We start from the raw sequence: 24,405 nt of genomic DNA, 5'->3' as shown, positions 1-24,405 counted from the left end.
GCCGGCCGCCCGCCCGTGGGGGGCGCCACGGCCGTGCGTGGTTGGATGGAAGGGTGACTGGTGACCTGATCCCCGGCGCCGCCGGCGCCACCCCCGCCGCCGCTCTCGTGGACCCGGATCTGGTGGTCAGCCTCGACGGCGTCGGCGTTCGCCGCTCCGGCACCGCGCTGTTGCAGGATCTGAGCTGGCGGGTCGAGCTGGACGAGCGCTGGGTGGTGCTCGGCCCCAACGGCGCCGGCAAGACGACCCTGCTCAACCTCGCCTCCGGCCGGCTGCATCCGACCAACGGCGTCGCCCACGTACTCGGTGAGCGGATCGGGCGGACCGACCTCAACGAGCTGCGCACACGCATCGGGCTCACCACCGCCGCGCTGGCGGAACGGGTGCCGACCGAGGAGCGGGTCAGCGACGTGGTCGTCACCGCCGCCTGGTCGGTGGTCGGCCGCTGGCGGGAGAGCTACGACCGCACCGACGAGGCCCGGGCCCGCACGCTGCTCGGGCAGCTCGGCGTCGGCCACCTCGCCGACCGGGCGTACGGCACCCTCTCCGACGGCGAACGCAAGCGCGTGCAGATCGCCCGCGCGCTCATGACCGACCCGGAGCTGCTGCTGCTCGACGAGCCGGCTGCCGGGCTCGACCTGGGCGGGCGCGAGGACCTGGTCGCGCGGCTCTCCGTGCTGGCGTACGACCCGGACGCCCCGGCGATGGTGCTGGTCACGCACCACGTCGAGGAGATTCCGCCGGGCTTCACCCACGCGCTGCTGCTGCGTGAGGGGGGCGTGGTGGCACAGGGGCTGCTCGAGGAGACGCTGACCGGCGACAACCTCTCCAAGACCTTCGGCCTGCCGCTGATCGTGCAGCGGTCCGGCGACCGGTACACCGCCCGGGCCGCCTGACGCCCACCCCGCCGCAGTCGAGACAGGAGGGGCTGGTGGCGCAGACCCGGGTGGCCGTTGTCGGCAGCGCGAACATGGACCTGGTGGCGATGGCGCCGGCCCTGCCGCGACCGGGGGAGACCCTGCTCGGCACCGACTTCGTGATGGTGCCTGGCGGCAAGGGCGCCAACCAGGCCATCGCGGCCGTGCGCGCGGGCGCGTCCTGCGCCTTCCTCGGGGCGATCGGCTCCGATTCGTTCGGGGTCACACTGAAGGCCCGGATCAGTGCTGCCGGTGTGGACACCGGGCACCTGCGGGTGGTCTACGGCACCTCCGGCGTCGCCCTGGTCATGGTCAACGCGGAGGGCGAGAACGCGATCCTGGTGACCCCGGGCGCCAACGAAGCGCTGACGAGTCTCACCGACGAGGAGCTGAGCACCGTACGCGCCGCCGATGTGCTGGTCGCCCAGCTGGAGATTCCGGTGGAGACGGTGACCGAGGCGGCGGTGGCCGCCCGGGCCGCCGGCACGCGGGTCGTCGTCAACGCCGCGCCGGCCCGGCACCTCCCCGGCGAGCTGCTCGCCGCGGTGGACGTGCTGGTGGTCAACGAACGCGAGGCGCAGGCGCTGACCGGGCGCGGCCGGGACGCACCGCAGGCGCTGCTGGAGCTCACCCCGAGGGCGGTGCTCACCCTCGGCGCCGAGGGCGTCTGGTACGGAGACCGGGACGGCACGGCGGTGCACGTGCCCCCGGTCAAGGTGGACACCGTGGACTCGACGGCCGCGGGTGACGCGTTCACCGCGGCGCTGGCCGTGGGCTGGGGCGAGGGTCGGGACCTGGTGGACGCCGTACGTTGGGCGGCGGCCGCCGGCGCGGCGTGTGCCCGCCGGCTCGGCGCCTCGGTGGCGCTGCCCTACCGGGCCGAGATCGACGAGCTCTACGCGTCGGCCTGAGCCCGGCCGCCGTCGACAATCGACGGTCACCCGGCGCGGAACGCCCGCCGGTACGCCGACGGCGAGGTACGCATGGCGCGGCCGGAGTGGTGGCGGTAGGTGACCGGAGAGTCGAAGCCCACCGTCGCGGCGATCTCCTCGACCGGTACGTCCGTCGTCTCCAGCAGCGCCAGGCTGGCCCGTACCCGCTGGTCGATCAGCCACCGGATCGGGCTCGTTCCGGTGGCTCGCGCGAAGTGCCGCAGGTAGCTGCGGGTCGACATGTGCGCCTGCCTGGCCAGCCGGGCGACGGTCAGCGGCTCGCCGAGGTGCGCCAGCGCCCAGGTGAGACTGCCGGCGATCCGGTCGTCGCCCGGATCGGGCGGCACCGGCGCCTCGATGAACTGGGCCTGCCCACCGTCCCGGTGAGGCAGGATGACGAGCCGGCGGGCGACCGCGTTGGCGATCGCCGCGCCGTGGTCGCGCCGGACCAGGTGTACGCACAGGTCCAGGCCGGCCGCGCTACCGGCGCTGGTGAGCAGGTCACCCTCGTCGAGGTAGAGCACGTCAGGGTGCACCTGCACGGCCGGGTACCTGCGGGCCAGCAGGTCCGCGTACTGCCAGTGGGTGGTGGCCCGCCGGCCGTCGAGCAGGCCGGCACCGGCCAGCGCGAACGCCCCCGAGCAGATGGACACGATCCGGGCGCCGCGCCGGTGCGCCCGGCGCAACGCGGCGACCAGCTCCGGTGACGGGTCCGCTGTCACGTCCGGTACCCCGGGGACGATCACCGTCCGCGCCTGCGCCAGCACGTCGAGGCCGTAGGGAGTGTCCAGAGCGGCACCGCCGACCACCGGCACCGGACCGGGCCGCTCGGCGCACACCCTGAGGTCGTACCAGTCGACCCCCAGTTCCGGTCTGGGCAGCCCGAACACCTCGGTCACGATGCCCGTCTCGAAGACCGACATACCCGGATACGCGAGGACCGCCACGCTCTGGTCCACCCGCTCCGCGGCTCCCGGGCGCGATCGGGTCGCGATGGGCACGCGAACCACCATGGCGGGATGTTAGCGCAGGACGGCGTTACCGCCACTCGTCTCGCGCTCCGTCCACACGCAGGATCGATGCCATGACGCACACCTTCGCCGTTCCGGCGGCCGATCCGGTCGCCGCGACCACCCACTTCCTCGCCCGGCTGAGCTTCGAGACCGATGTCAGCGATGTGTACGCGGACCTCACCGCCAGGGCCCCCGGCCTGGTGGTGGTCGACTCGCGCGGGACGGCCGCGTGGACGCAGGGGCACCTGCCGGGCGCGGTGCACCTGCCGACCGCCGAGATCGCGGCACTTGCGGCCGAGACGGTGCCCGATGGCTCCACTGTCGTCACCTACTGCTGGGGCCCGGGCTGCAACGGGGCCACCCGCGCCGCCCTGGAGTTCGCGCGGCTCGGCTATCCGGTCAAGGAGATGCTCGGCGGCTACGAGTACTGGGTGCGGGAAGGACTGCCGGTGGTGACGGGTACCGGACTGACCCGGCGGCCGGTCGACGAGCTGACCGCACCCCGGTCCACGGTCAGCTGCGACTGCTAGCCGACCTGGTCCAGCTCGTCGGTGAGCTTCTCGCCCCGGCGGCGCAGCATGCCGAGCCCGGGGATGCCGGCGACGGCGAGCTTGAGGTCGCGGGTGACATCGAGCAGGTCGTGCAGGTCTGGGCCGACCCGGTCCAGGGTGGCCAAGATCGGCAGGACGTCCGCCGTCAAATGCTCGCGCAGCTTGGGTAGCTCGTCCACGAGCCGGATGGCGGCGGTCACCTCCTCATGGGTGAGCTGCTCGACGAAATGTGCCGCCATCGGCGCCGCCCGGCGCAGCGCCGGCTCGTACGTCGTCATCAGCTCGGTCGCAGTGGCCGCCGTCTCCGCCCCGGCGGTCAACGCAGCCGCCGCTCGCGCGGCCACCGAGTCCGCCTCGGCCACCACGGTGGCGGCTTTACGGGCCACCTGCTCCGCCGCTCCGACCACCAGGGCGGCGCGGCCGGCGACCTCGGTCGCCGTAGCGAGCACCTGGTCCGTGCGGTCCAGGGTCTGTTCTATCCGGTCCACCACGGCGTTGATCCGGGTCAGTAACGCCTCGACGCCGTCGAATACGGCGAACGCGCGAGCGGGCACGGCCGCGAACGAGGCGGCCGAGTCGCGGGCCTGGTCGAGGGCGGTACGGGTGAAGCCGATGACGGACGACGGCCGGGGCAGGGGAATCACCATGGCACCCAGTGTGCGTCGCCCGTGCCGTTGCCGCCGTCGACCGATCCCGGCGGGCCGCCGGTCAGCGATGGTCGGTGTGCTGCTCGACAGCGCGCTGCACGGCCCGGTAGATCTGGCCGAACCTCAGCGCGTCGGGGGTGCGCACCAGCAGCTCCTCCTGGCCGTGGTGCTGCGCCCAGAGCTCGTGGACCCGGCTGCCCCGTTCGTACGAGCGGTCCAACCAGCTGAGCGGAATCTCCAGGAACGGGGTCAACACGAGCGCGCCCACCACACAGCCGCCGAGAATGAGCAGGGCGAGCTTCCATTCGCCGCGGTCCTGCGCGGACCAGACCAGCGACACGACGCAGAGCATTGCCAGGAGCGGGGGCAGCGACAGCAGTAGGACCAGGACGCCGCGCCCGAGCACCCGACCTCGCACGGCGAGCGTCGCCCGACCTCGGGTATGCCAGACGTATGTGACGTCGGCGAGAGCGATGACGCGGCCACCCGAACGGATCGACTCGGAGGTTACCTGCACCGCGTCGTCCCGGTAATAGACCATCATCACTCAGCCTAACCACGCCCCGGCAAGCCGCCACGTCCTGCCATCGGCCCCGAGGCGTGTGGTGACCGGACGCTTTGGAGCTGAGTCGTTGACGACATCAGCACCGAGGGGCCGCGAGCCACCGGGACGAGTCGCCTCACCTTGCTGGCCGACTATTTCGTCCGAGTCGGACCGGGGACGGCGACCAGCCGACCCGCCGGCCCGGCTCGCCGATCCACCCGGCCCGCCGGCTCGCCGATCCACCCGGCCCGCCGGCTCGCCGGCTCGCCGACCCACCCGGCCCGCCGATGAGCCGGGGCGCTGGCTTGCTGGCCTGTTGGCTCGCCGATGAGCCGGCCCGCTGGCTTGCTGGCCACCCGTTCCGCGGTGCCGGCGATCGGGGCCGACGTTCCGGGGCAGCGCCCGCCGCCGGTGCTCCACCCCGGAGGTGGGGTTGTTCCGGAGGCGGGGGTTGTTCCTGAGCCGTCGTGTTCTTGAGCGTTCACTTTTTTGTGTTGCCGCTGCTTCGAGCCGTCGCCGTTTCGGCTGCCGTCGATGGCGCTGCGGTGAGTCGTTTAAGTCATCAGCTCCAAAGCAGTCGAGGTAGAGGTCCTTCCTGCCCGGGCTCACGCAGGTTACGTCGTCGTTGCGCGCTGGGGCCGCACAGCTGGCCATGCTGGCTCGGCAGCAGTCGAGGCGGGGAGAACGTGGGCGGAGATGTGTAGCGTCGCGGAATGGGTGAGCACCTGACGACCGGGCGTGAGCGGACCGAACACCAACGGACCGAACACCAACGGATCGAACACCAACGGACCGAACGCCAACGGACCGAACACGAGCGAGTCGAACACGAGCGAGTCGAACAGGAGCGCAACGTCGAGGTGGTTCGGCGGTATCTGCGTACCTTCGTCACCAAGGACCTGGTCGAGCTGCGCGCGGTGGTCGCGGAGGACGTGCAGATCTACGGCTCCGGCACGGCGGTGCGGGGCCGGCACCACGTGGAGCAGGCCGTCGCCTCGCCCGGGCTCACCGTGGTCGACCTGGCGCTCGTCGAGATCTTCCCCGCCGGCGACCGGGTCACCGTGTCACTCGCCCTGACCTACCGCCGGGACGCCACCGGTGCGACGGCCGTGCAGAGCGTGTGCAAGATGTACCGGCTGGCCGGCGGCCGGATCGTGCAGTTCTGGGGTGAGCAGGACCTCTACGGACTGCTGCGCGGCCTGGACATGCTGCCGGATGTGCCGATCCGTTTCTAGTTCCGCCGTCCGCGACTGCGCACCGGGCGGGCGGCCGCCCTGGCGGCGCCCGGCGGCGGCGCCTGCTCGACCGCCCGCTGCACGGCGCGGTAGATCTGACCGAACCGGAGCGCGTCACCGGTGTGCAGCAATCGGATGTGCCGGCCCTGCCAGCGCACCCAGAGTTCCCGTTGGCGGCTGCCCCGGGCGTAGGAGCGGTCCAGATACTCGAAGAGGAAGTCGGCGACCGGCCCGACGGCGAGCCCGACCAGCACCGAGGCGCCGACGATCGCGATGGTGACGGTGGGGGAGCGGTCCAGCCAGAGTGCCAGCCCGACGCCCAGGACGGCCGCCGCCAGCGGACCGGCCATGGCCGCGCCGAGCGCGCCCCGGCCCGCGAGGACCCGCCAGGAGCGGCTGCCCCGCCGGTGCCAGACCATGCTGATCTCGGCGAGCGGGTAGACGCGGTCGTCAACCCGGATGGCGGTCGAGGTGACCTGCACCGACCTGTCGTCGTAGTACGTCGTCATCGCTGGACTCCCGGCCCCGGGGCTGACACCAGACTACGTACCAAACGAGCGTGGCCGTATGGTTGGCACGCGACTTCGACGAGGAAGTGAGGGCGGCGTGAGCGAGTTCGTGCGGCTGGAAATCAAGGACGGTATCGGCACCATCCGGCTGGATCGGCCGCCGATGAACGCACTGAACAAGCAGGTCCAGGAGGAGTTGCGCGCCGCCGCCACCGAGGCCTCCGCCGACCCCGAGGTCCGCGCCGTGATCGTGTACGGCGGGGAGAAGGTCTTCGCCGCGGGCGCGGACATCAAGGAGATGGCCGACATGTCCTACGTGGACATGGCGGCTCGGGCGGCCGATCTCTCCAGCGCGCTCGGCGTGTTCGCCCGCATTCCGAAGCCGGTGGTGGCCGCGATCACGGGGTACGCGCTCGGCGGCGGGTGCGAGCTGGCCCTGGCCTGCGACTGGCGGGTCGTCGCCGAGGACGCGAAGCTCGGCCAGCCGGAGATCAAGCTGGGGATCATCCCGGGTGCCGGCGGCACCCAGCGGCTGGCCCGCCTGGTGGGCCCGGCCCGGGCCAAGGAACTCGTCATGTCCGGCCGGATGGTCGACGCCGAGGAGGCGCTGCGGATCGGTCTCGCCGATCGGGTCGCGCCGGCCGCCGAGGTCTACTCGACCGCGGTCGAGATGGTCCGCCCGTACGTGCACGGTCCGAGCCAGGCGCTGCGCGCGGCGAAGCTGGCCGTCGACGGTGGCCTGGACATGGACCTGAACTCGGGCCTGGCCTGGGAGAGCCAGCTCTTCGCCGCGCTCTTCGCCACCGACGACCGGCGCGAGGGCATGGCCGCCTTCGTCGAGAAGCGCAAGCCGGACTTCACCGGTCGCTGAGCGGCCCCCGGCCGGGTGTGGCGGGCGGCCCCGGCCGGTCAGATCCAGCCGCGACGGACCGCCTCCATGCCGGCCTGGAACCGGGTCTCGGCGCCGACCATCGCCATGATGCGATGCACGTGCCGGTGCACCGTTCGTACGCTCCAGCCGAGGGTGCGGGCGATCCGCTCGTCGGTGGCGCCGCCGGCCAACAGACCGATCAGCTCGGTGTCCCGGTCGGAGAGTTGGTCCGGGTGACTCTCGGCGGCCAACTCGACGGCGTCGGGCCGATCGGCGCCGCCGCGGTTCACGACGGCGCGGTTGATCGCGACGGCCCGTTCCCAGAGCGCCTCGAACAGCTCGCAGACCGCGTCCAGCAGCGACGACGGGTGGATCAGGTACGCGGCGTCGGCCAGTTGCCCGCCCGTCATGACGGGGATCAGCGCGAGCCGGTCGTCGCTCAGCATCATCTTCATCGGCACGTTGCTGGCGACCCGGGCGCGTTCGCCGCTCTGGATGCCGCGCCAGATCTCCGCCATCCGCCCGGGTATCGCCAGCGCCGACCGGTCGTAGATCACCCGGTAGGTCAGCCCACGGTTGGCGATCTGGTGGGCCTCCTCGGTGTTGCCGCTGACCGGATTGTCGAGGTACGGCGGCCGGTCCAACCCGCGGATCTGCACGCGCGCCTCGCGCTGGAGCCGTACGAGGGTGGCTCGTAGGTTGGTCGGCCCTTCGATCACCTCGACGAGTTCCGCCGGATGGCGGCCGGTGCCGTCGTGTCGCCGAAGTTCCTTCGCCAGCTGGTCGGCATGGGTGCGCAGCCGAAGCAGGTCGCGCTCCCGCTCGGCGATCAGGACGGTGGCGACCTGGTCGGGAGGTGTCGCCGCGTACCGTGTGGGGCGGCCGGAGAGCCGGCTGGCCAGGCCGCGGTCGACCAGCCGGCCGAGCGTACGGGTCAGCTGTGCCCGGGACAGCACGACGTCACTGAGGAGATCCCCGGCCGTCGCCTGCCGGCGCCGAGCCAGCGCCTCGTAGACGCGCTCCTCGGCCTCCGAGACGTCCACCACATGCCACATCCGAAGCCTCCGTCGGGAACCGGCCAGCTGTCCGGAACATGAAAGTCCCGGCACATTGTCCGTGCCTTTCGACGCATGCCAAGATCATCCGTCAACGTGTGTCCCATTCGTGTCCAGGATCGCGTCCGTCCTGACGGGAGGGTGCGCGGCCTCAACGGCGAGGCGTGTCCGTGGCATCACTGGTAAGGAGTAATGGATGTCCGTGCCCTTACGGCGGAGACGGCTTCACAGGGGCCTTCTCGGCGGGCTGACCGCAGCCCTCACACTGTCACTGCTCGCCGTCGGCGCGCTGCCCGGTACCCCGGCGCAGGCGGCACCGAAGGCCGAGCCGTCGGCGGCGGGCTGGGAGGCGACCCGCTACCAGCCGGCCGGCTGCAACACCACCTCGAAGGAGAAGGTCGGCGAGGACGGACCATGGGCCCGTTGCTTCGCGGTCGGGCTCGCCGAGGACACGCAGCGGCGGACGAAGCTCGCCGGCCCGCCGGCCGACGCCCTGGGACCTGCGGACATCAAGTCCGCCTACCGGCTTCCCGACGGCGGCGAGGGCCAGACGGTCGCCATCGTCGGAGCGTTCGGGTACGCGGCCGCCGAGGCCGACCTCGCGGTCTTCCGTGCCCACTACGGCCTGCCGCCGTGCACCACCGCGAACGGCTGCTTCCGCAAGGTCGACCAGCGCGGCGGGACCGACTACCCGGTCGAGAGTCCGGACTGGTCGATCGAGGCAGCCCTGGACCTGGACGCCGTCTCGTCGGCGTGCCCGAAGTGCGACATCCTGCTGGTGCAGGCCGGCAACAACTCGATGGGCAGCCTCGGCTACGCCGTCGACACCGCCGCCCGGCTCGGCGCCGACGCGATCTCCAACTCGTACGGCGTCGCCGGCGAGTCGGTCACCCAGTACGCGAGCCACGCCCACTACGACCACCCGGGCATCGTGATCACCGTGTCCAGTGGTGACATCGGCAACGTGCAGAGCTACCCGGCGACCCACCCGGACGTGGTGTCGGTCGGCGGCACGCTGCTGACCAGGGACGCCTCCAAGGCCCGTGGCTGGTCGGAGACCGCCTGGGAAGCGGCGGGCAGCGGGTGCTCGTTCGTCGAGCCGCGGCCGTCGTACCAGGACGACATCGACACGCACTGCGGGGACAAGCGGGCCAACGCCGACATCTCCGCCACGGCCGCGCCGGAATCCGGCCTGGCCGTCTACAACACCTCCGGCCAGGACGGCTGGGCGCGCTGGGGCGGCACCTCGCTGTCCGCGCCGCTCGTCGCCGGGATGTACGCCCTCGCCGGTGACGCGGTTCCCGGGACGTACCCGGTCACCTACCCGTACCGCAAGGGTGCCGACGCCGGGCTCTTCGACGTCACCGAGGGTTCGAACGGGTGGTGCGGCGACCTGCTGTGCACCGCCGGCCCCGGCTGGGACGGGCCGACCGGCCTGGGCACCCCCAACGGCGTCTCCGCGCTGACCCTCGGCCCGACCGGGCAGGTCAGCGGGACGGTCACCAGCGGCAAGAACCCGCACGGCAAGAAGCAGGGTGCGCTCGACGGGGTGACGGTCACCGCCACGGACACCGCCGGCAACACCTACCACGCGATGACCGACGCCAAGGGCACCTACCAGCTGGCCGTCCCGGCCGGCACGTACGACGTGGTGGCCGCCGAGTTCGGCTACCAGGCTCCGGCGCCGGTCCGGGTCGTGGTCGCCGCCGACGCGAAGCTGACCCGCGACATCAAGATGACGGCGATCGCGACCCGCACGCTCACCGGTACCGTCACCGACGGCTCGGGGCACGGCTGGCCGGTCTACGCGAAGGTCGCCATCGACGGCTACCCGACGGACGCGGTCTACACCGATCCCTACACGGGTCGCTACCAGGTGGAGCTGCCGGTCGGTGCCGACTACACCCTGCACGTGTCGCCGGTCGACATGCCCGGCTACACCACCGGGACGGCGACTGTCAGCGTCGACCCGCAGCCCAAGGGCCGGCCGACCGACGTGCGGCACGACGTACGGCTCGCCATCGAGGCGTCGTGTGCCGCTCCCGGCTACACCTGGCGTTACCACGGCGTCGGCACCGACTTCACCGGCTGGACCGACGGGCCGCGGGACGGCTGGAAGGTCACCGACGAATCCGGTGCCGGCCAGACGTGGCGCTTCGACGACCCGGGCACCCGGGGCAACCTGACCGGCGGCGACGGTGGCTTCGCCGCCGTCAACACCTGGGTCCAGGCCGGTGACATCGACACGACCCTGGTCACCCCCTCGGCGGACCTGGCCGGCATCACCCAGCCGGTGATCGGGTTCGACAGCGACTTCCCCGCCTCCAACTTCGGAGTGCAGAAGGGGGCCATCGACCTCAGCCTCGACAACGGGGCGACGTGGAGCGAGGTCTACCGCCTCCCGAACGTCGACGTGCGGGGGCACATGGAGATCCCGATCCCGCAGGTGGCCGGGAAGTCCGGCGTCCAGGTCCGGTTCCGCTACCAGGGCAACCTCTCGTACTGGTGGCAGCTCGACAACGTCTTCGTGGGCCAGCGGACGTGCGCCCTGGTGCCGGGCGGGATCATCGCCGGGCAGGTCCGGGACGACAACACCGGCGGCGCGCTCCTCGGCGCCACCGTCTCCACCCGCACCGACCGGTCGGCCGTGGCCACCAGCCGGGCCACCGACGACGACCCTGCCCTCGACGACGGCTACTACTGGTTCTTCGCCGAGGGCGACGCGACCACTCCGGTGACCGTGAGCGGCCTGCGTTACGCCGACACCACCGCGAAGGTGCGGGTCGAGCGGGACCGGGTCGTCCGCCGGGACTGGAAGCTGGAGGCGGGGCGGCTGACGGTCCGCCAGTCCGATGTGTCGCTGGACGTACGAGCCGGGAAGACCGCCGCCGAGCAGGTCCGGCTCACCAACGACGGTGACCAGCCGCTGCGGGTCAAGCTGGTCGAGCAGGACCGCGGGTACACCGCGGACCGGGTCCGCGTCGCCGCGGACGCCGCCCGCTCGTCGCAGACGCCCGCCCAGCAGGCCGCGGACGGCAGCGCGTGGGTCGACCTGCCCGAGCTTCCGCTGCCGCTGATCGACAACGTGGTGGCCGACAACGACGGCACGGTCTACTCGGTCGGCGGTGACTCCTACGGCTACGTCATGAACGAGGGGTACGTCTTCGACTCGCAGGCCCGGGCCTGGAAGCGGATCGCCGACCTGCCCGAGGAGCGAGCCGGCGCGGCGGGCGGTTTCATCGACGGCAAGTTGTACGTCACCGGTGGTCTCACCGGTTCCGGGATTCCCGCGACGCAGACCTGGGCGTACGACCCGATGACCGACAAGTGGTCGCGTCGGGCCGACCTGCCCGCCGGGGTCGCCAACGCGGCGAGCACCACCGTCGACGGCCGGCTCTACGTCGTCGGCGGCTGCCCGGACGGCGCCTGCCCGGACCCCACGGCGCGGGCGTACCGTTACGACCCCGCCGCGGACCGCTGGACCCGCCTCGCCGACTACCCGCGGACCGTCGCGTACCACGCCTGCGGCGCGGCCGGCGACGGCGTGGTCTGCACCGGTGGGTACATCCCGCGCCAGTACGACGCCGTGCTGGAGAGCTACCGGTACTTCCCGGAGTCCGACACCTGGGTGCAGACGACCGGCCTGCCCGTGTCGGGTTACGGCATGGCGTACGCCACCGTCAACGGCAAGCTGCGGATCATCGGCGGCACCATCGGCGGTGACCTCAGCCGGCAGGTGCTGGAGTTCGACCCGGCCACGGCTGTCTGGTCGAAGCTGCCGGACGCGTTGAACGCGCGGCAGCGCGGTGGCGCCGCCTGCGGCACGTACCAGATCGGTGGACTGGTGGACGGCAGCGTGGAGACCGGTTCGGCCCAGCAGTTGCCGGGTCTCGAGTCCTGCATCCGGGGCAGCGACGTGTCGTGGCTGTCCGCGAACCAGACCGAGCTGACCATCCCGGCGGGGCGGTCGGTCACGGTGACGCTGACGGCCGCCGCCCCGGTCCACTCCGGGCACGGTCAGTACCAGGCGCAGCTGGCGTTCGAGACGGACACTCCGTACCGGACCGAGCCGCTCGCGGTGGTGATGAAGCTCCGCTGACCCACCTCCGCGACCGCGCCCGCCCGGTGTCACGACCCCCTGCGCCGGGCGGGCGCGGCCGTTCCGCGAGTCCGTGACCCGGGCCGGTGGTGGTGCGAACCGCCGGCCGGGGCGCAGTCGCCCGCGCGGAGTGACCGGTGGGTAACCTGTGACCCCGGCCACGGACGAGGGGAGCGACCATGACGGAGCAGATCGAAGGTCACGGCGGGGAGCTGGCGCTCGCGGCACTACGCGCGCACGGCGTACGGGAGATGTTCACCCTCTCCGGCGGGCACGTCTTCCCGCTCTACGACGCCGCCCACAAGACCGGCTTTCCGATCTACGACGTCCGGCACGAGCAGTCCGCGGTCTTCGCGGCCGAGGCGGTGGCGAAGCTCCAGCGCCGCCCCGGCCTGGCCGTCCTCACCGCCGGCCCCGGCGTCACCAACGGCATCTCGGGTCTGACCAGCGCGTTCTTCAACGCCTCTCCGGTGCTGGTGCTGGGCGGCCGGGCACCGGCCTTCCGCTGGGGCTCGGGCAGCCTGCAGGAGATGGACCACCTGCCGCTGGTCGCGCCGGTCACCAAGCACGCCGAGACGGTCTTCAGCACCGAGGACATCCCCCGCGCCGTGACCGCCGCGCTGACCGCCGCCCTCACCCCGCACCGTGGACCGGTCTTCCTCGACTTCCCGCTGGAGACGGTCTTCTCCGTCGCCGACGCGGAGCTGCCCGCGCCACCCGGTATCGCCCCGGTCGAGCCGGACCCGGAGGAGGTCGCCCGGGCGGCCGGCCTGGTCGCCGCCGCCGAACGACCGGTCATCATCGCCGGTTCGGACGTCTACGCCGGCGACGCGACCGCGGCGCTGCGCGAGGCGGCCGAGGCGTTGCAGGTGCCGGTCTTCGCCAACGGCATGGGGCGCGGCTCGCTCCCACCGGAGCACCCGCTCGCCTTCGCCAAAGCCCGCCGGGCCGCGCTCTCCGGTGCCGACGTCGTCGTGGTGGTCGGCACCCCGCTGGACTTCCGGCTCAACTTCGGCGACTTCGGCGACGCCGAGGTCGTGCACATCGTGGACGCCCCCAGCCAGCGCGCCGGGCATGTCCAGCCGGCCGCCGCCCCGGCCGGTGACCTGCGGCTGATCCTCTCGGCCCTGGCCGATCACCGGGACGACCGGGCGGACCACGCCGGTTGGATCGCCGACCTCCGTGCCGCCGAGGACGCCGCGAGCGCCCGGCACGCCGAGGAGATGGCCGCCGAGACCGACCCGATCCGCCCGGCCCGGGTCTACGGCGAGCTGCGCAAAGTGCTGGCCCGCGACGCCATCACCATCGGCGACGGCGGGGACTTCGTGTCGTACGCCGGACGCTACCTCGAACCCGCGCAGCCCGGCACCTGGCTCGATCCCGGCCCGTACGGCTGCCTCGGCACCGGCATGGGCTACGCGATGGGTGCCCGGATCAGCCACCCGGACCGGCAGATCTGTGTGCTGATGGGAGACGGCGCGGCCGGTTTCTCGCTGATGGACGTGGAGTCGCTGGTCCGGCAGAAGCTGCCCGTCGTGATCGTGGTCGGCAACAACGGCATCTGGGGCTTGGAGAAGCACCCGATGCGTGCCATGTACGGCTACGACGTCGCCGCCGACCTGCAGCCGGAGCTGCGCTACGACCTGGTGGTCAGCGCGCTCGGCGGTGCCGGGGAGACCGTGGCGAAGGCTGCCGACCTCGGGCCGGCGCTGCAACGGGCCTTCGACGCCGGCGTGCCGTACCTGGTGAACGTGCTCACCGACGCGTCGGACGCGTACCCCCGCTCGTCGAACCTCGCCTGACCGGCACCGGCGCCGCCGCCGGTCTCGGCGGCGGCGCGACCGGCGGCGTCAGCGAAGGCTCAGCGGCATGTCACTGCCGGGCCACCACTGTCAGCCTGCCGCCGCCGTCCTGGCCGACGATCACCTAAACCTCGGGGCGGTCCTCCTCGCGAGGCGATTCGCCGTCGTGGGCCGCTCGTGGCGGGCCGTCCGGCCCGTCGGTCTCCCGGCGGCGCAGGTCCTCCTCGCGGCGGCGCAGGTCCTCTTCCCAGCGGTGGAAGAGTTCCTGGTCGTCGCGGCGGGACCGCTCGGCGATGGACTTGAGGAACTCGGGGTCGTCGTCCGGGGCGAGCTGCTGCGGGCGCTCACGGGCGGGCGTCCACCGCTTCGGCCCGCCGGTCGCCGGGCCACCGACTCTCTCCCGGCCGGCGAGGAACCAGGCGATCGAGCCGACCAGCGGGAAGAACAGGATGATCAGCACCCAGGCGACCCGGGGCAGGGCGCGGATCTGACCCTCCTCGGCGGAGAGGCAGCTGATCAGCGCGCAGACCGCGAGGATGATTTGCGCCACGAAGAGGAGGGCGTACAGCCGGAACATGCGCCCATCATTGCGCACCCGGGCGCTCATGACAGCCCGCGCAACACCAGCACCACACCCAGCAGGGCGAGCGCCGCCGCGCCGAGGGCGACGGTGGGCAGGCCGGGCCCGTAGCCGGAGGTCGGCCCGGTCCTGGTGCCGCGTCGCCAGTAGATCGGCAGCACCGCCGCCCACAGGACCAGGGCGGTGAACGCGAGCAGCGCGTCAGCCGTGTCACCGGCGAGCGCCAGGCGGACGGCCAGCGCGGTCACCACGGTCAGCGTGAGTGCGGTCCGTCGCCACGCCAACCGGGTCCGTTCCGGCTGGAGACCGGGGTCGCGCGGCTGCCTGTCGTCGGCTGTGCCGCCCGGGCCGGCGTTCGGCTCTCGGGCGGGCTCCGGGGCGCCGGGCCGGGTGGTCACCGACCGCCGAGCGCCGTCACCAGCACCGTGGCCACCAACAGCAGCGCGCCGAGGCCGACGGTGAGGGCGAGGATGGCCGGGAACCGGGAGGCGGGCAGCTCCTCGCCGAGCCGGATCGCCCGCTCGGTACGCGCCCAGTGGTCGACCGCGCGAACCGCCACGGCGCCGCCGAGCAGCAGCAGGACCACCGCGATCGCCTCGCGCAGGTGCCGCAGTGGCAGCGGCGGCAGGAACTGGGCGGTGGCCAGCCCGCCACCCACGAGCGCCAGCCCGGTACGCAACCAGGCGAGGAAGGTCCGCTCGTTGGCCAGCGAGAACCGGTAGTCGGGAGTGCTACCGACCGAGCGCAGCTCCCGCGGGTCGAACCAACGCCTGATGGACTCCCACACGATGCCGATTATCCGCTGGTCACGGGTCGTAGCCTGAAGCGATGACGGATCTTGATGCCACCACCCTGCGGGCCGCGTACGACACCCAGCTGCGACCCGACCTGCCGGATCCGGTGCCGGCGGGGGTGACGGTCGAGCAGGACGGGCCGCTGTACCGGGTGCTCGGCCTCGATCACGGGGGTTTCCTCACCTACCGCGATCTGGGTGGTCTGACGGGTACGGCGCTCGACGAGTTGATCGCCCGGCAGGTCGAGTTGTTCCGGCAGCGGGGCGAGCAGGTGGAGTGGAAGCTCACCGGTCACGACGAGCCGGCGGACCTGCCCGACCGGTTGCGCGCGGCCGGGTTCGTGCCGGAGGAGCAGGAGTCCGTCGTGATCGGGCCGGTCGCGCCGCTGGCCGCCACGCTGCCCGTGGTGCCCGAGGGGGTACGTCTGCGGGAGGTGACCGCCCGCGCGGACCTGGACCGGATCGTGGCGATGGAGGAGGAGGTCTGGCAGGCCGACCGCAGCCACCTCGGGGTGGCCCTGGAGCGGGAGATGGCCGTGGACCCACAGTCGATCACCATCGTGGTGGCGGAGGCGGACGAGACAGTGGTGAGCGCAGGCTGGGTCCGTTACCCGTCGGGTACCGGCTTCGCCTCGCTCTGGGGTGGCTCGACGCTGCCGCAGTGGCGGCGCCGGGGCATCTACCGCGCGCTGGTGGTCCATCGGGCGCGGTTGGCCGCGCAGCGCGACCGGACCCTGCTCCAGGTGGACGCCTCCGCGGAGAGCCGACCGATTCTCGAGCGGCTCGGCCTCGTCGCGGTCACCACCACCACCCCGTACGTCTACACTCCGTGATCATGTCCCAGGTGTTGACGGACGAGGAGCGGTTGACGCTCAAGACCGGCGCGTTCGGCGCGGTCTTCCTGGTGTCGAACGTGGACCTGGGCATGCTGGCCGTGCTCAAGGAGAGCCTGGCCGCGTCGGGCGCGTTCGCCGACGCGTCGGGTGTGGTCCGCGCGGCGCTCACCACGGGTCCGCTGCCGAGGCTCCCGCGTGATTCGGCACTCGAGGTCGAGGCGACGGTGCTGCCGGCGCTCGGCGCGGCGGTGCGGATCCTGCGCGAGAAGTCGCCGGCGGATCTGGCGGCGTACCGGGAGGTAGTGCTCGCCGCTGCCGACCGGGTGGCCAGGGCGCACGCGGGGGTGGCCCCGGCTGAGGCGGCGATGATCGAACGGATCAGGGCCGCGCTGGGCGGGGAGGGCTGATCCGGGCGGGCGGTGCGGCGGTCAGGCTTGTCGGCGACCAGAGCGCCCGTACGGTGGCCCGTACGCAGCGGTCGCGAATCTGCCCGCAGGCACAGCGGTACGAGTCCGGCAGTTGCCGGCGGCATTCTCGCGCCGTGGCGGCGGGCTGCCGGTCGAGCCCGCCGGCCTGGCATATTCCGCAAGCTCGGACATTTCGGTCACCTCCCGCCGGGGAGTGTACGCCGGGTCGGGCCGGGTCAGTGGGCTGTGTCACTCTGTGCCTCGCCAGAGGTCTTACCTACTGGCAGGTAACATCACGCCCGTGGGCAACCGCACAGCGGCCCGCAGTTGACCGATCGTTAAGTCACGCGGGAGGCTGCGGCCCAGACCGGGCGAGCGATTCGCAACACCACACAGGAGGGGTCGTCGAAGCGCGATGAACATCGTCGTACTCGTCAAGCAGGTGCCCGATTCGGGCGCGGACCGCAACCTGCGCAGTGACGACAACACCGTCGACCGCGGTTCGGCGAACAACGTCATCAACGAGATGGACGAGTACGCCATCGAAGAGGCGTTGAAGATCAAGGAGGCGCACGGCGGCGAGGTGACCATCCTGACCATGGGTCCGGACCGGGCGACCGAGTCGATCCGCAAGGCGCTGTCGATGGGCCCGGACAAGGCCGTGCACGTCGTGGACGACGCGCTGCACGGTTCCTGCGCCGTGACCACCTCGAAGGTGCTCGCCGCCGCGCTGGGCACCCTCAATGCCGACCTGGTCATCTGCGGCGCGGAGTCGACCGACGGTCGGGTCCAGGTCATGCCGCACATGATCGCCGAGCGGCTGGGCGTGGCGGCCTTGACCGGCGCCCGCAAGCTCACCGTCGACGGCGGCACGCTCACCATCGAGCGGCAGACCGAGGAGGGTTACGAGGTCGTCACCGCCGCCACGCCGGCCGTGGTCTCGGTCTGGGACACCATCAACGAGCCGCGCTACCCGTCCTTCAAGGGCATCATGGCGGCCAAGAAGAAGCCGGTGCAGACCCTCTCCCTGGGTGACCTGGGCGTGGCCCCGGCCGAGGTGGGCTTCGACGGCGCCACCAGCGCCGTGGTCGAGCACTCCAAGCGCCCGCCGCGCTCCAGCGGCGCGAAGGTCACCGACGAGGGCGACGGCGGCGTCAAGCTGGTCGAGTTCCTCGCCACCGAGAAGTTCGTGTGAGAGGTCTGGACATGTCTGAGGTTCTCGTCGTCGTCGAAGCCACCCGCGAGTTCGGCGTCAAGAAGGTCACCCTGGAGATGCTCACCCTCGCCCGCGAGCTGGGCACGCCCAGCGCCGTCGTGCTCGGCGGCAGCGGCGCGGCCGAGGCGCTGAGCGCCAAGCTGGGCGAGTACGGCGCGGAGAAGATCTACGCCGCAGAGGGCGAGGAGGTCGACGGCTACCTGGTGGCCCCGAAGGCCACCGTCCTGGCCGAGCTGGTCCGCCGGGTCGAGCCCGCCGCCGTGCTGCTCGCCTCCTCCCAGGAGGGCAAGGAGATCGCCGCGCGGCTGGCGATCAAGCTCGACAACGGCATCCTGACCGACGTTGTCGCGCTGGACGCCGACGGCACCGCCACCCAGGTGGCCTTCGCCGGCTCCGCAATCGTGAAGTCCAAGGTCACCCGCGGCCTGCCGCTGGTCACCCTCCGGCCGAACTCGGTCAACCCGGTCCCGGCCGCCGCCAGCCCGGCGGTCGAGCAGCTCGCCGTCACCGTCGGCGACACCGACAAGCTGGCCAAGGTCGTGAACCGGGTCGCCGAGCAGAAGGGCTCACGTCCGGAACTGACCGAGGCGTCGGTGGTCGTCTCCGGCGGCCGCGGTGTCGGCAACGCGGACAACTTCAAGCTGGTCGAGGAGCTGGCCGACTTGCTCGGCGGCGCGGTCGGCGCCTCCCGGGCGGCGGTCGACTCCGGCTTCTACCCGCACCAGTTCCAGGTCGGCCAGACCGGTAAGACGGTCTCGCCGCAGCTCTACATCGCGCTCGGCATCTCCGGGGCCATCCAGCACCGGGCCGGCATGCAGACCTCGAAGACCATCGTCGCGGTGAACAAGGACGCCGAGGCGCCGATCTTCGAGCTGGCCGACCTCGGCGTGGTCGGCGATCTGTTCAAGGTCGTACCGCAGGCCGCGGAGGAGATCCGCAAGCGCAAGTGAGCTGTCGGGCGGAGTATCGCCCGCCCGACGCAGACACCGAGAAGGAGTGGCCGGTCCGCCGTGGGCCGCCACTCCTTCTCCGTACCCGTCCACCCGTGTCCCCGGTCGGCTGATGGGAGCTGATCGGCGGGCCGGGGAGCTGAGCCGGCCCGCCGATCAGCCCGTCGGGGTGCCCCCGGCGTGCGGTCGCCGAGCGGGGCAGGTGACGCCTGACCGGGTGGGGACGTCGATATCCGAGTATGCCTGATGTGCGCCGTTCAGTACCGCCCAAGGCGATGAATCCGGCTCGGCGACTGGCGAAAGCAGTGCCCCGGAACCCCTCCGGGGAACCGCGCCCGCACCGCTGGATCGCCCGGACGACCCGTGACGTACCCGAGGTGCCCTCGCCCGCCGACCGTCCGTAGCGCCGCCGTAGGCTGAGCGGTGATGGCTTACCTGGATCACGCGGCTACCACTCCGATGCTCGACGAGGCACTGGAGGCGTACGTCGCCACCGCACGTGAGGTCGGCAACGCGTCGTCGCTGCACGCGGCCGGCCGGCAGGCTCGTCGTCGGGTGGAGGAATCCCGCGAACGGGTGGCGGCGGTCCTGGGCGCCCGGCCCTCTGAAGTGATCTTCACGGGCGGTGGCACGGAGAGCGACAACCTCGCCGTCAAGGGCATCTTCTGGGCACGTCGGGGGGGCGTGGACCGCCGCCGTCGAGTGGTGTCCAGCGCGGTGGAGCACCACGCGGTGCTGGACGCCGTGGACTGGCTGGGCGAACACGAGGGCGCGGAGGTGGGCTCGTTGCCGGTCGACCCCACCGGCCACGTCGACCCCGCCGCGCTCCGCGCCGAACTGGAGGCCCACGGCGACCGGGTCGCGGTGGTGACCGCCATGTGGGCCAACAACGAGGTGGGCACCATCCAGCCGATCAGTGAGCTGGCTGCGGTCGCCGCCGAGTACGGCGTGCCCTTTCACACCGACGCGATCCAGGCGGTCGGTCAGGTGCCGGTCGACTTCGCCGCCAGCGGGGTGTCGGCGCTGACCGTGACCGGGCACAAACTCGGCGGGCCGGTCGGAGTGGGTGCCCTGCTGCTGGGCCGTGACGTGGCGGCCACCCCGCTGCTGCACGGCGGCGGTCAGGAGCGCGACATACGCTCCGGCACCCTGGACACCGCCGGAATCGTGGCCTTCGCCGTCGCGGTGGAAGCGGCGGTCAAGGGCCAGCAGGAGTACGCGTCGCGGGTCGCCGCGCTCCGCGACGACCTGGTCGAGCGGGTCCGCCGGGCCGTGCCCGAGGTGGTCTACAACGGCGACCCGGTGGACCGGCTACCCGGCAACGCGCACTTCTCCTTCCCCGGCTGCGAGGGCGACGCCCTGCTGCTGCTCCTCGACGCCCAGGGCATCGCCTGCTCCACCGGGTCGGCCTGCTCCGCGGGGGTGGCCCAGCCCTCGCACGTGCTGCTGGCGCTGGGCGCCGACGACGACCGGGCCCGATCGTCGCTGCGCTTCACCCTCGGCCACACCTCGTCACGGGAGGACGTCGACGCGCTGATCGCCGCACTTCCCGGCGCGGTCGAGCGCGCCCGCCGGGCCGCCGCCTACCGCACCTCTCGCTGATCCCGGCTGCCCTCGCCCGGCGCCTCGGCTGCCGATCAGTGGGGTGTGGCGTCCGATTCGTCCTCCGGCACAGCGCTGCCGAACCGCCGGGCGAGTGGGCCGCGCGGCAGCGGGCGGATCGGGCGGGCAGTCGGCCCGATCGGGTGGTTAGGGTTGGAAGGCGGAAGGGAGTCAGCTGGTGAGGGTATTGGCGGCGATGTCCGGCGGGGTCGACTCGGCGGTCGCGGCGGCACGGGCGGTTGACGCCGGGCACGACGTGACCGGCGTGCATCTGGCGCTGTCCCGCAATCCGAAGACCTACCGCACCGGAGCGCGGGGCTGCTGCACGCTGGAAGACTCCCGGGATGCGCGTCGCGCCGCCGACGTGATCGGCATCCCGTTCTACGTCTGGGACATGGCCGACCGGTTCCATGAGGACGTGGTGGACGACTTCGTCGCCGAGTACGCGGCCGGGCGTACCCCGAACCCGTGCCTGCGCTGCAACGAGAAGATCAAGTTCGCCGCGGTGCTGGACCGGGCGATCGCCCTGGGCTTCGACGCGGTGGTCACCGGCCACCATGCCCGGCTCGGCACGGACGGCCTGCTGCGGCGCAGCGCCGACCTGGCCAAGGACCAGTCGTACGTGCTGGCGGTGCTCAGCCGGGAGCAGCTGGACCGGTCCGTCTTCCCGCTCGGCGACTCGACGAAGGCGGAGGTCCGGACCGAGGCCGCGCGGCGGGGGCTCGCGGTCGCCGAGAAGCCGGACTCCCACGACATCTGCTTCATCGCCGACGGCGACACCCGGGGTTTCCTCGCGCAGCGGCTGGGCGAGCAGCCGGGTGAGGTGGTCGACGCGACCAGCGGGGCGGTCGTCGGCACCCATGCCGGGGCGTACGCGTACACCGTCGGCCAGCGACGCGGCCTGCACCTGGACCGGCCCGCCCCGGACGGCCGGCCGCGCTACGTGCTCTCCATCACCCCGAAGACCAACACGGTGACCGTCGGCCCGGCCGAGGCGCTGGAGGTGGCCCAGGTGCGCGCGGAGCGTCCGGTCTGGACCGGCGGCCCGCGTCCGGACGGCCCGATCGAGTGCGAGGTGCAGTTGCGTGCGCACGGTGACGTGGTGCCGGCGACCGTCGCGCTGGACGGCGACACGCTCCACGCCGAGCTGCGTCGTCCGTTGCGGGGAGTCGCCGCCGGGCAGGCGGTGGTGGCGTACCGGCCGGATCCGGCGGGCGACATCGTGCTCGGCTCCGCCACCATCGCGGGCTGAGTGCCGCCGCCGGGCGGATCGGCAGGGCTCACCGGATACCCTTCGCCCGTGACAGATCAGGCGTGGCCGTGGCCGACCGGCGCGGCGACCGGCATCGGATCGCTGCCGGGCACCGACATCGCCGAGGCGCAGCGGATCGTCCTCGGGGAACTACCCAACCTGCCGCACCTGCCCGAGTTGCCGGCCCGCGGCCCGGGCGCCGACCTGATCGGCCGCACCGCCGGCCTGTTGGTCGAGCTGCCCGTGGAGCTGTACGCGGCCCGCTGGCGGATCGCCCCGCGCCCTGGTCGTGAGCTGCGCCGCGCCCGGGACCTCATGGAGCGCGACCTCGACCAGCTCGCCGAGCAGGCCGAGGAGTACGCCGGGCCGATCAAGGTGCAGGCCGGGGGACCGTTCACCCTCGCCGCCGCCGTGGAGCTGCCGATCGGTGGCCGGATGTTGCGCGACCCGGGTGCGGTACGCGACCTGACCGGTTCGCTCACGGAGGGGCTGCGTGAGCACGTGGTGGCGGTGGCCCGGCGGCTGCCCCGGGCGTCGGTGCTGCTCCAACTGGACGAGCCGTCGCTGCCCGCGGTGCTCGCCGGACGGGTGCGCACGGAGAGCGGGCTCGGCACGTACCCGGCCGCGGACGTCGAACTCGTGTCGACCCTGCTGCGCTCGCTCATCGAGGCGGTGGGGGTGCCGACAGTGGTGCACTGCTGCGCGCCCGACGTGCCGGTGGAGCTGATCCGGTCCACCGGCGCGGCCGCTCTCGCCCTCGACCTGTCGCTGGTCACCGACCTGGACCCGCTCGGCGAGGCGATCGACGCCGGGCTGGGGTTGCTCGCCGGCGCCGTTCCCACGCGACCGCCGTCGAACGGTCGCGCACCCACCTCCGCGGAGGTGGCCGACCGGGTACGCGCGCTCTGGGATCGCCTCGCCTTCCCCCGCGCCCGCCTGCCCGAGCAGGTGGTGGTCACCCCGGCCTGCGGGCTGGCGGGCGCCACGCCGGAGTACGCCCGGGCCGTGCTCAAGGCGTGCCACGACGCGGGTCGGCGACTCGCCGAGGACTGAGTTTCGCCGTCGTACCCGCCGGGCAGGATGACCGGCATGATTGGACAGCTGCGTTCGACGGTCATCGACTGCCCGGATCCCCGGGCCCTGGCGGCGTTCTACTCGGAGCTGCTCGGTCTGCCGCTGGTACAAGACGAGGACGACTGGGTGGTGCTCGGCGGCCCGCCCGGGCAACATCCGCGCCTGGCGTTCCAGATGGCGCCCGACCTGCGTCCACCGACCTGGCCGGAGCCGGAGGTACCCCAGCAGCTCCACCTCGACGTGACGGTGACCGACATCGAGGCCGCCGAGAAGGCGGCGCTCGCGCTCGGTGCCCGGCGGTTGCCCGGCGAGGGCGAGGGCTTCCGGGTGTACGCCGATCCCGCCGGCCATCCGTTCTGCCTCTGCTGGGACTGACGGCCGGCCGGCGGGCGCACCCCCCTGGCGACGGTTGCTCCCGAGCGGCATGATCACAGTCATGATCAATTCCTCGCGCGACCGCGCCGCCGGGTCGCTGTTCGGGCTCGCCTACGGCGACGCGCTCGGTAAGGAGACCGAGTTCCTTCCGGTCGCCGAGATCGTTCGCCGGCACGGGCCGGCCGGCCCCCGCGAGCTGGTCGGAGATCCCGCGCTGGTCACCGACGACACCCAGATGGCGCTGGCCGTGGCCTGGGGGCTGCGCGACGCGTCCGAGCTGACACCCGAGGCGGTGGAGCCGGTGCTGCGCCGCCGGTTCGTCGACTGGGCGGCGAGCCCGGAGAACAACCGGGCCCCGGGAATGACCTGCCTGCGGGCCTGCGGCGAGCTGGCCCGGGGGGTGCGCTGGCAGCAGGCCACCGTGGCCGACTCGAAGGGCTGCGGGGCGAACATGCGGGTCACCCCGGTCGGGCTGCTCGACGTCGACCTCGACACGCTCGCCGGGCTCGCCCAGCTCCAGGCCGGCCTGACGCACGGCCACCCGACCGGGCTGGCCGCCAGCGAACTGACCGCGTACGCCGTGCGGCTGCTGCGTGACGGCGCCGTGCTCGCCGAACTGCCGCGCCTGCTCACCGACCGGGCGACCGCGCAGCGGCGGACCTACCGCGCCGACTGGCTGGGCGACCTGTGGCAGCGCCCCGGCGCGACGAGCCCGGAGGCATTCATCGCCCGGGGCTGGGACGAGTGCCTCGCTGCGCTGGGTCGGCTGACCGACGCGCTGGCCCGGCCGGACGACGGTGGCGATCCGTGTCGGCTGACCGGGGAGGGCTGGGTGGCCGAGGAGGCGTTGGCCACCGCCCTGTACTGCGCGCTGCGGCACCCCGAGGACCCGGTCGGCGCGCTGGCCAGGGGCGCCACCACCGCCGGTGACTCCGACTCCATCGCCGCGCTGGCCGGCGCGTTCGTGGGGGCGGCGGTCGGCATGTCCGCCTGGCCGGCCGGGTGGGCCACCCGAATCGAGTACGCCGACCAACTGACCGCCCTAACCCGCACCCCCTAATGGGAGGTGTCGGGTCGGTCGGGAGGCAGACTCGATGTCCGGTAGCTGCGGGCGAGTGAGCACTCGCACCCCCTGGACCGGTGAG

At 72.7% G+C, this 24,405-nt stretch carries 24 protein-coding genes; 16 read left to right on the top strand and 8 right to left on the bottom strand.

Annotated elements, in window-relative coordinates:
• The first annotated feature begins 53 nt into the window (after positions 1-53).
• Entirely contained in the window at positions 54-896 is an 843-nt protein-coding gene (locus ABZS42_RS17355) for an ABC transporter ATP-binding protein (protein ID WP_355146332.1), read from the top strand.
• Between the two features lie 35 nt (positions 897-931).
• A complete protein-coding gene (locus tag ABZS42_RS17350) occupies positions 932-1,828 on the top strand; it encodes a ribokinase (RefSeq protein ID WP_355146330.1) in 897 nt (298 codons plus the stop codon).
• 26 nt (positions 1,829-1,854) lie between these two features.
• On the opposite strand, the gene ABZS42_RS17345 is transcribed toward ABZS42_RS17350, so the two are convergent.
• Complete coding sequence (locus ABZS42_RS17345; protein WP_355146460.1) at positions 1,855-2,772, bottom strand: helix-turn-helix domain-containing protein; 918 nt, start codon at positions 2,770-2,772, stop codon at positions 1,855-1,857.
• Positions 2,773-2,933: 161 nt separating this feature from the next.
• On the opposite strand from ABZS42_RS17345, the gene ABZS42_RS17340 reads away from it, so the two are divergent.
• Entirely contained in the window at positions 2,934-3,392 is a 459-nt protein-coding gene (locus ABZS42_RS17340) for a rhodanese-like domain-containing protein (protein ID WP_355146328.1), read from the top strand.
• Here ABZS42_RS17340 and ABZS42_RS17335 read toward each other — a convergent pair.
• Both ABZS42_RS17335 and ABZS42_RS17330 read right to left on the bottom strand, forming a co-directional pair.
• Positions 3,389-4,060 carry a hypothetical protein gene (locus tag ABZS42_RS17335; RefSeq protein WP_355146326.1) on the bottom strand — a complete coding sequence of 224 codons (672 nt, stop codon included), beginning with the start codon at positions 4,058-4,060 and terminating at the stop codon, positions 3,389-3,391. The genes ABZS42_RS17340 and ABZS42_RS17335 overlap by 4 nt on opposite strands.
• Before the next feature lie 61 nt (positions 4,061-4,121).
• On the bottom strand, positions 4,122-4,604 hold the full coding sequence (locus ABZS42_RS17330) for a DUF6232 family protein (protein WP_355146324.1): 483 nt from the start codon (positions 4,602-4,604) through the stop codon (positions 4,122-4,124).
• Between the two features lie 713 nt (positions 4,605-5,317).
• On the opposite strand from ABZS42_RS17330, the gene ABZS42_RS17325 reads away from it, so the two are divergent.
• On the top strand, positions 5,318-5,839 hold the full coding sequence (locus ABZS42_RS17325; protein WP_355146322.1) for a nuclear transport factor 2 family protein: 522 nt from the start codon (positions 5,318-5,320) through the stop codon (positions 5,837-5,839).
• Here the strand turns inward: ABZS42_RS17325 and ABZS42_RS17320 are convergent.
• Positions 5,836-6,348, bottom strand: coding sequence for a DUF6232 family protein (locus ABZS42_RS17320; protein WP_355146320.1), 513 nt, complete (start codon positions 6,346-6,348; stop codon positions 5,836-5,838). The genes ABZS42_RS17325 and ABZS42_RS17320 overlap by 4 nt on opposite strands.
• 97 nt (positions 6,349-6,445) lie before the next feature.
• On the opposite strand from ABZS42_RS17320, the gene ABZS42_RS17315 reads away from it, so the two are divergent.
• The gene (locus ABZS42_RS17315; protein ID WP_355146318.1) at positions 6,446-7,219 is read left to right on the top strand and encodes an enoyl-CoA hydratase-related protein; all 774 of its coding nucleotides are present in this window, start codon (positions 6,446-6,448) and stop codon (positions 7,217-7,219) included.
• A gap of 38 nt (positions 7,220-7,257) precedes the next feature.
• Here ABZS42_RS17315 and ABZS42_RS17310 read toward each other — a convergent pair whose 3' ends face one another.
• Positions 7,258-8,274 (bottom strand): helix-turn-helix domain-containing protein, encoded by a 1,017-nt coding sequence (locus tag ABZS42_RS17310; protein WP_355146316.1) that lies wholly within the window; start codon positions 8,272-8,274, stop codon positions 7,258-7,260.
• A gap of 196 nt (positions 8,275-8,470) precedes the next feature.
• On the opposite strand from ABZS42_RS17310, the gene ABZS42_RS17305 reads away from it, so the two are divergent.
• Both ABZS42_RS17305 and ABZS42_RS17300 read left to right on the top strand, forming a co-directional pair.
• Positions 8,471-12,373 (top strand): kelch repeat-containing protein, encoded by a 3,903-nt coding sequence (locus ABZS42_RS17305; RefSeq protein ID WP_355146314.1) that lies wholly within the window; start codon positions 8,471-8,473, stop codon positions 12,371-12,373.
• A gap of 179 nt (positions 12,374-12,552) precedes the next feature.
• The gene (locus ABZS42_RS17300) at positions 12,553-14,175 is read left to right on the top strand and encodes an acetolactate synthase (protein WP_355146312.1); all 1,623 of its coding nucleotides are present in this window, start codon (positions 12,553-12,555) and stop codon (positions 14,173-14,175) included.
• A gap of 124 nt (positions 14,176-14,299) precedes the next feature.
• On the opposite strand, the gene ABZS42_RS17295 is transcribed toward ABZS42_RS17300, so the two are convergent.
• From ABZS42_RS17295 to ABZS42_RS17285, 3 genes are read right to left on the bottom strand one after another with little or no spacing between them, the layout of a single operon-like run.
• Positions 14,300-14,752: a PLD nuclease N-terminal domain-containing protein gene (locus tag ABZS42_RS17295; RefSeq protein WP_355146310.1), complete on the bottom strand. Its 453-nt coding sequence runs from the start codon at positions 14,750-14,752 to the stop codon at positions 14,300-14,302.
• Positions 14,753-14,778: 26 nt separating this feature from the next.
• On the bottom strand, positions 14,779-15,153 hold the full coding sequence (locus tag ABZS42_RS17290; RefSeq protein WP_355146308.1) for a DUF202 domain-containing protein: 375 nt from the start codon (positions 15,151-15,153) through the stop codon (positions 14,779-14,781).
• Complete coding sequence (locus ABZS42_RS17285) at positions 15,150-15,542, bottom strand: DUF202 domain-containing protein (RefSeq protein WP_355146306.1); 393 nt, start codon at positions 15,540-15,542, stop codon at positions 15,150-15,152. Before ABZS42_RS17285 ends, ABZS42_RS17290 begins: the two co-directional genes overlap by 4 nt.
• A gap of 41 nt (positions 15,543-15,583) precedes the next feature.
• Between ABZS42_RS17285 and ABZS42_RS17280 the strand changes: the two genes are divergently transcribed.
• From ABZS42_RS17280 to ABZS42_RS17240, 9 genes are all read left to right on the top strand, one after another.
• Positions 15,584-16,381 (top strand): GNAT family N-acetyltransferase, encoded by a 798-nt coding sequence (locus ABZS42_RS17280; RefSeq protein WP_355146304.1) that lies wholly within the window; start codon positions 15,584-15,586, stop codon positions 16,379-16,381.
• Entirely contained in the window at positions 16,378-16,791 is a 414-nt protein-coding gene (locus tag ABZS42_RS17275; RefSeq protein ID WP_355146302.1) for a hypothetical protein, read from the top strand. Before ABZS42_RS17280 ends, ABZS42_RS17275 begins: the two co-directional genes overlap by 4 nt.
• A gap of 415 nt (positions 16,792-17,206) precedes the next feature.
• The gene (locus ABZS42_RS17270) at positions 17,207-17,986 is read left to right on the top strand and encodes an electron transfer flavoprotein subunit beta/FixA family protein (protein ID WP_355146300.1); all 780 of its coding nucleotides are present in this window, start codon (positions 17,207-17,209) and stop codon (positions 17,984-17,986) included.
• Between the two features lie 11 nt (positions 17,987-17,997).
• Positions 17,998-18,957, top strand: coding sequence for an electron transfer flavoprotein subunit alpha/FixB family protein (locus ABZS42_RS17265; protein ID WP_355146298.1), 960 nt, complete (start codon positions 17,998-18,000; stop codon positions 18,955-18,957).
• 426 nt (positions 18,958-19,383) lie between these two features.
• The gene (locus ABZS42_RS17260) at positions 19,384-20,559 is read left to right on the top strand and encodes a cysteine desulfurase family protein (protein WP_355146296.1); all 1,176 of its coding nucleotides are present in this window, start codon (positions 19,384-19,386) and stop codon (positions 20,557-20,559) included.
• A gap of 178 nt (positions 20,560-20,737) precedes the next feature.
• Positions 20,738-21,811, top strand: a complete 1,074-nt coding sequence (gene mnmA / locus ABZS42_RS17255; protein WP_355146294.1) for a tRNA 2-thiouridine(34) synthase MnmA — start codon at positions 20,738-20,740, stop codon at positions 21,809-21,811.
• A gap of 48 nt (positions 21,812-21,859) precedes the next feature.
• A complete protein-coding gene (locus ABZS42_RS17250) occupies positions 21,860-22,864 on the top strand; it encodes a methionine synthase (RefSeq protein WP_355146292.1) in 1,005 nt (334 codons plus the stop codon).
• 36 nt (positions 22,865-22,900) lie between these two features.
• A complete protein-coding gene (locus tag ABZS42_RS17245) occupies positions 22,901-23,260 on the top strand; it encodes a VOC family protein (RefSeq protein ID WP_355146290.1) in 360 nt (119 codons plus the stop codon).
• Between the two features lie 49 nt (positions 23,261-23,309).
• On the top strand, positions 23,310-24,320 hold the full coding sequence (locus tag ABZS42_RS17240; protein WP_355146288.1) for an ADP-ribosylglycohydrolase family protein: 1,011 nt from the start codon (positions 23,310-23,312) through the stop codon (positions 24,318-24,320).
• Positions 24,321-24,405: the final 85 nt, after the last annotated feature.

The sequence above is a fragment of the Micromonospora sp. NPDC005367 genome (assembly GCF_040606825.1).
GTDB lineage: Bacteria > Actinomycetota > Actinomycetes > Mycobacteriales > Micromonosporaceae > Micromonospora.
This window is presented reverse-complemented; position numbering and strand designations above follow the sequence as displayed.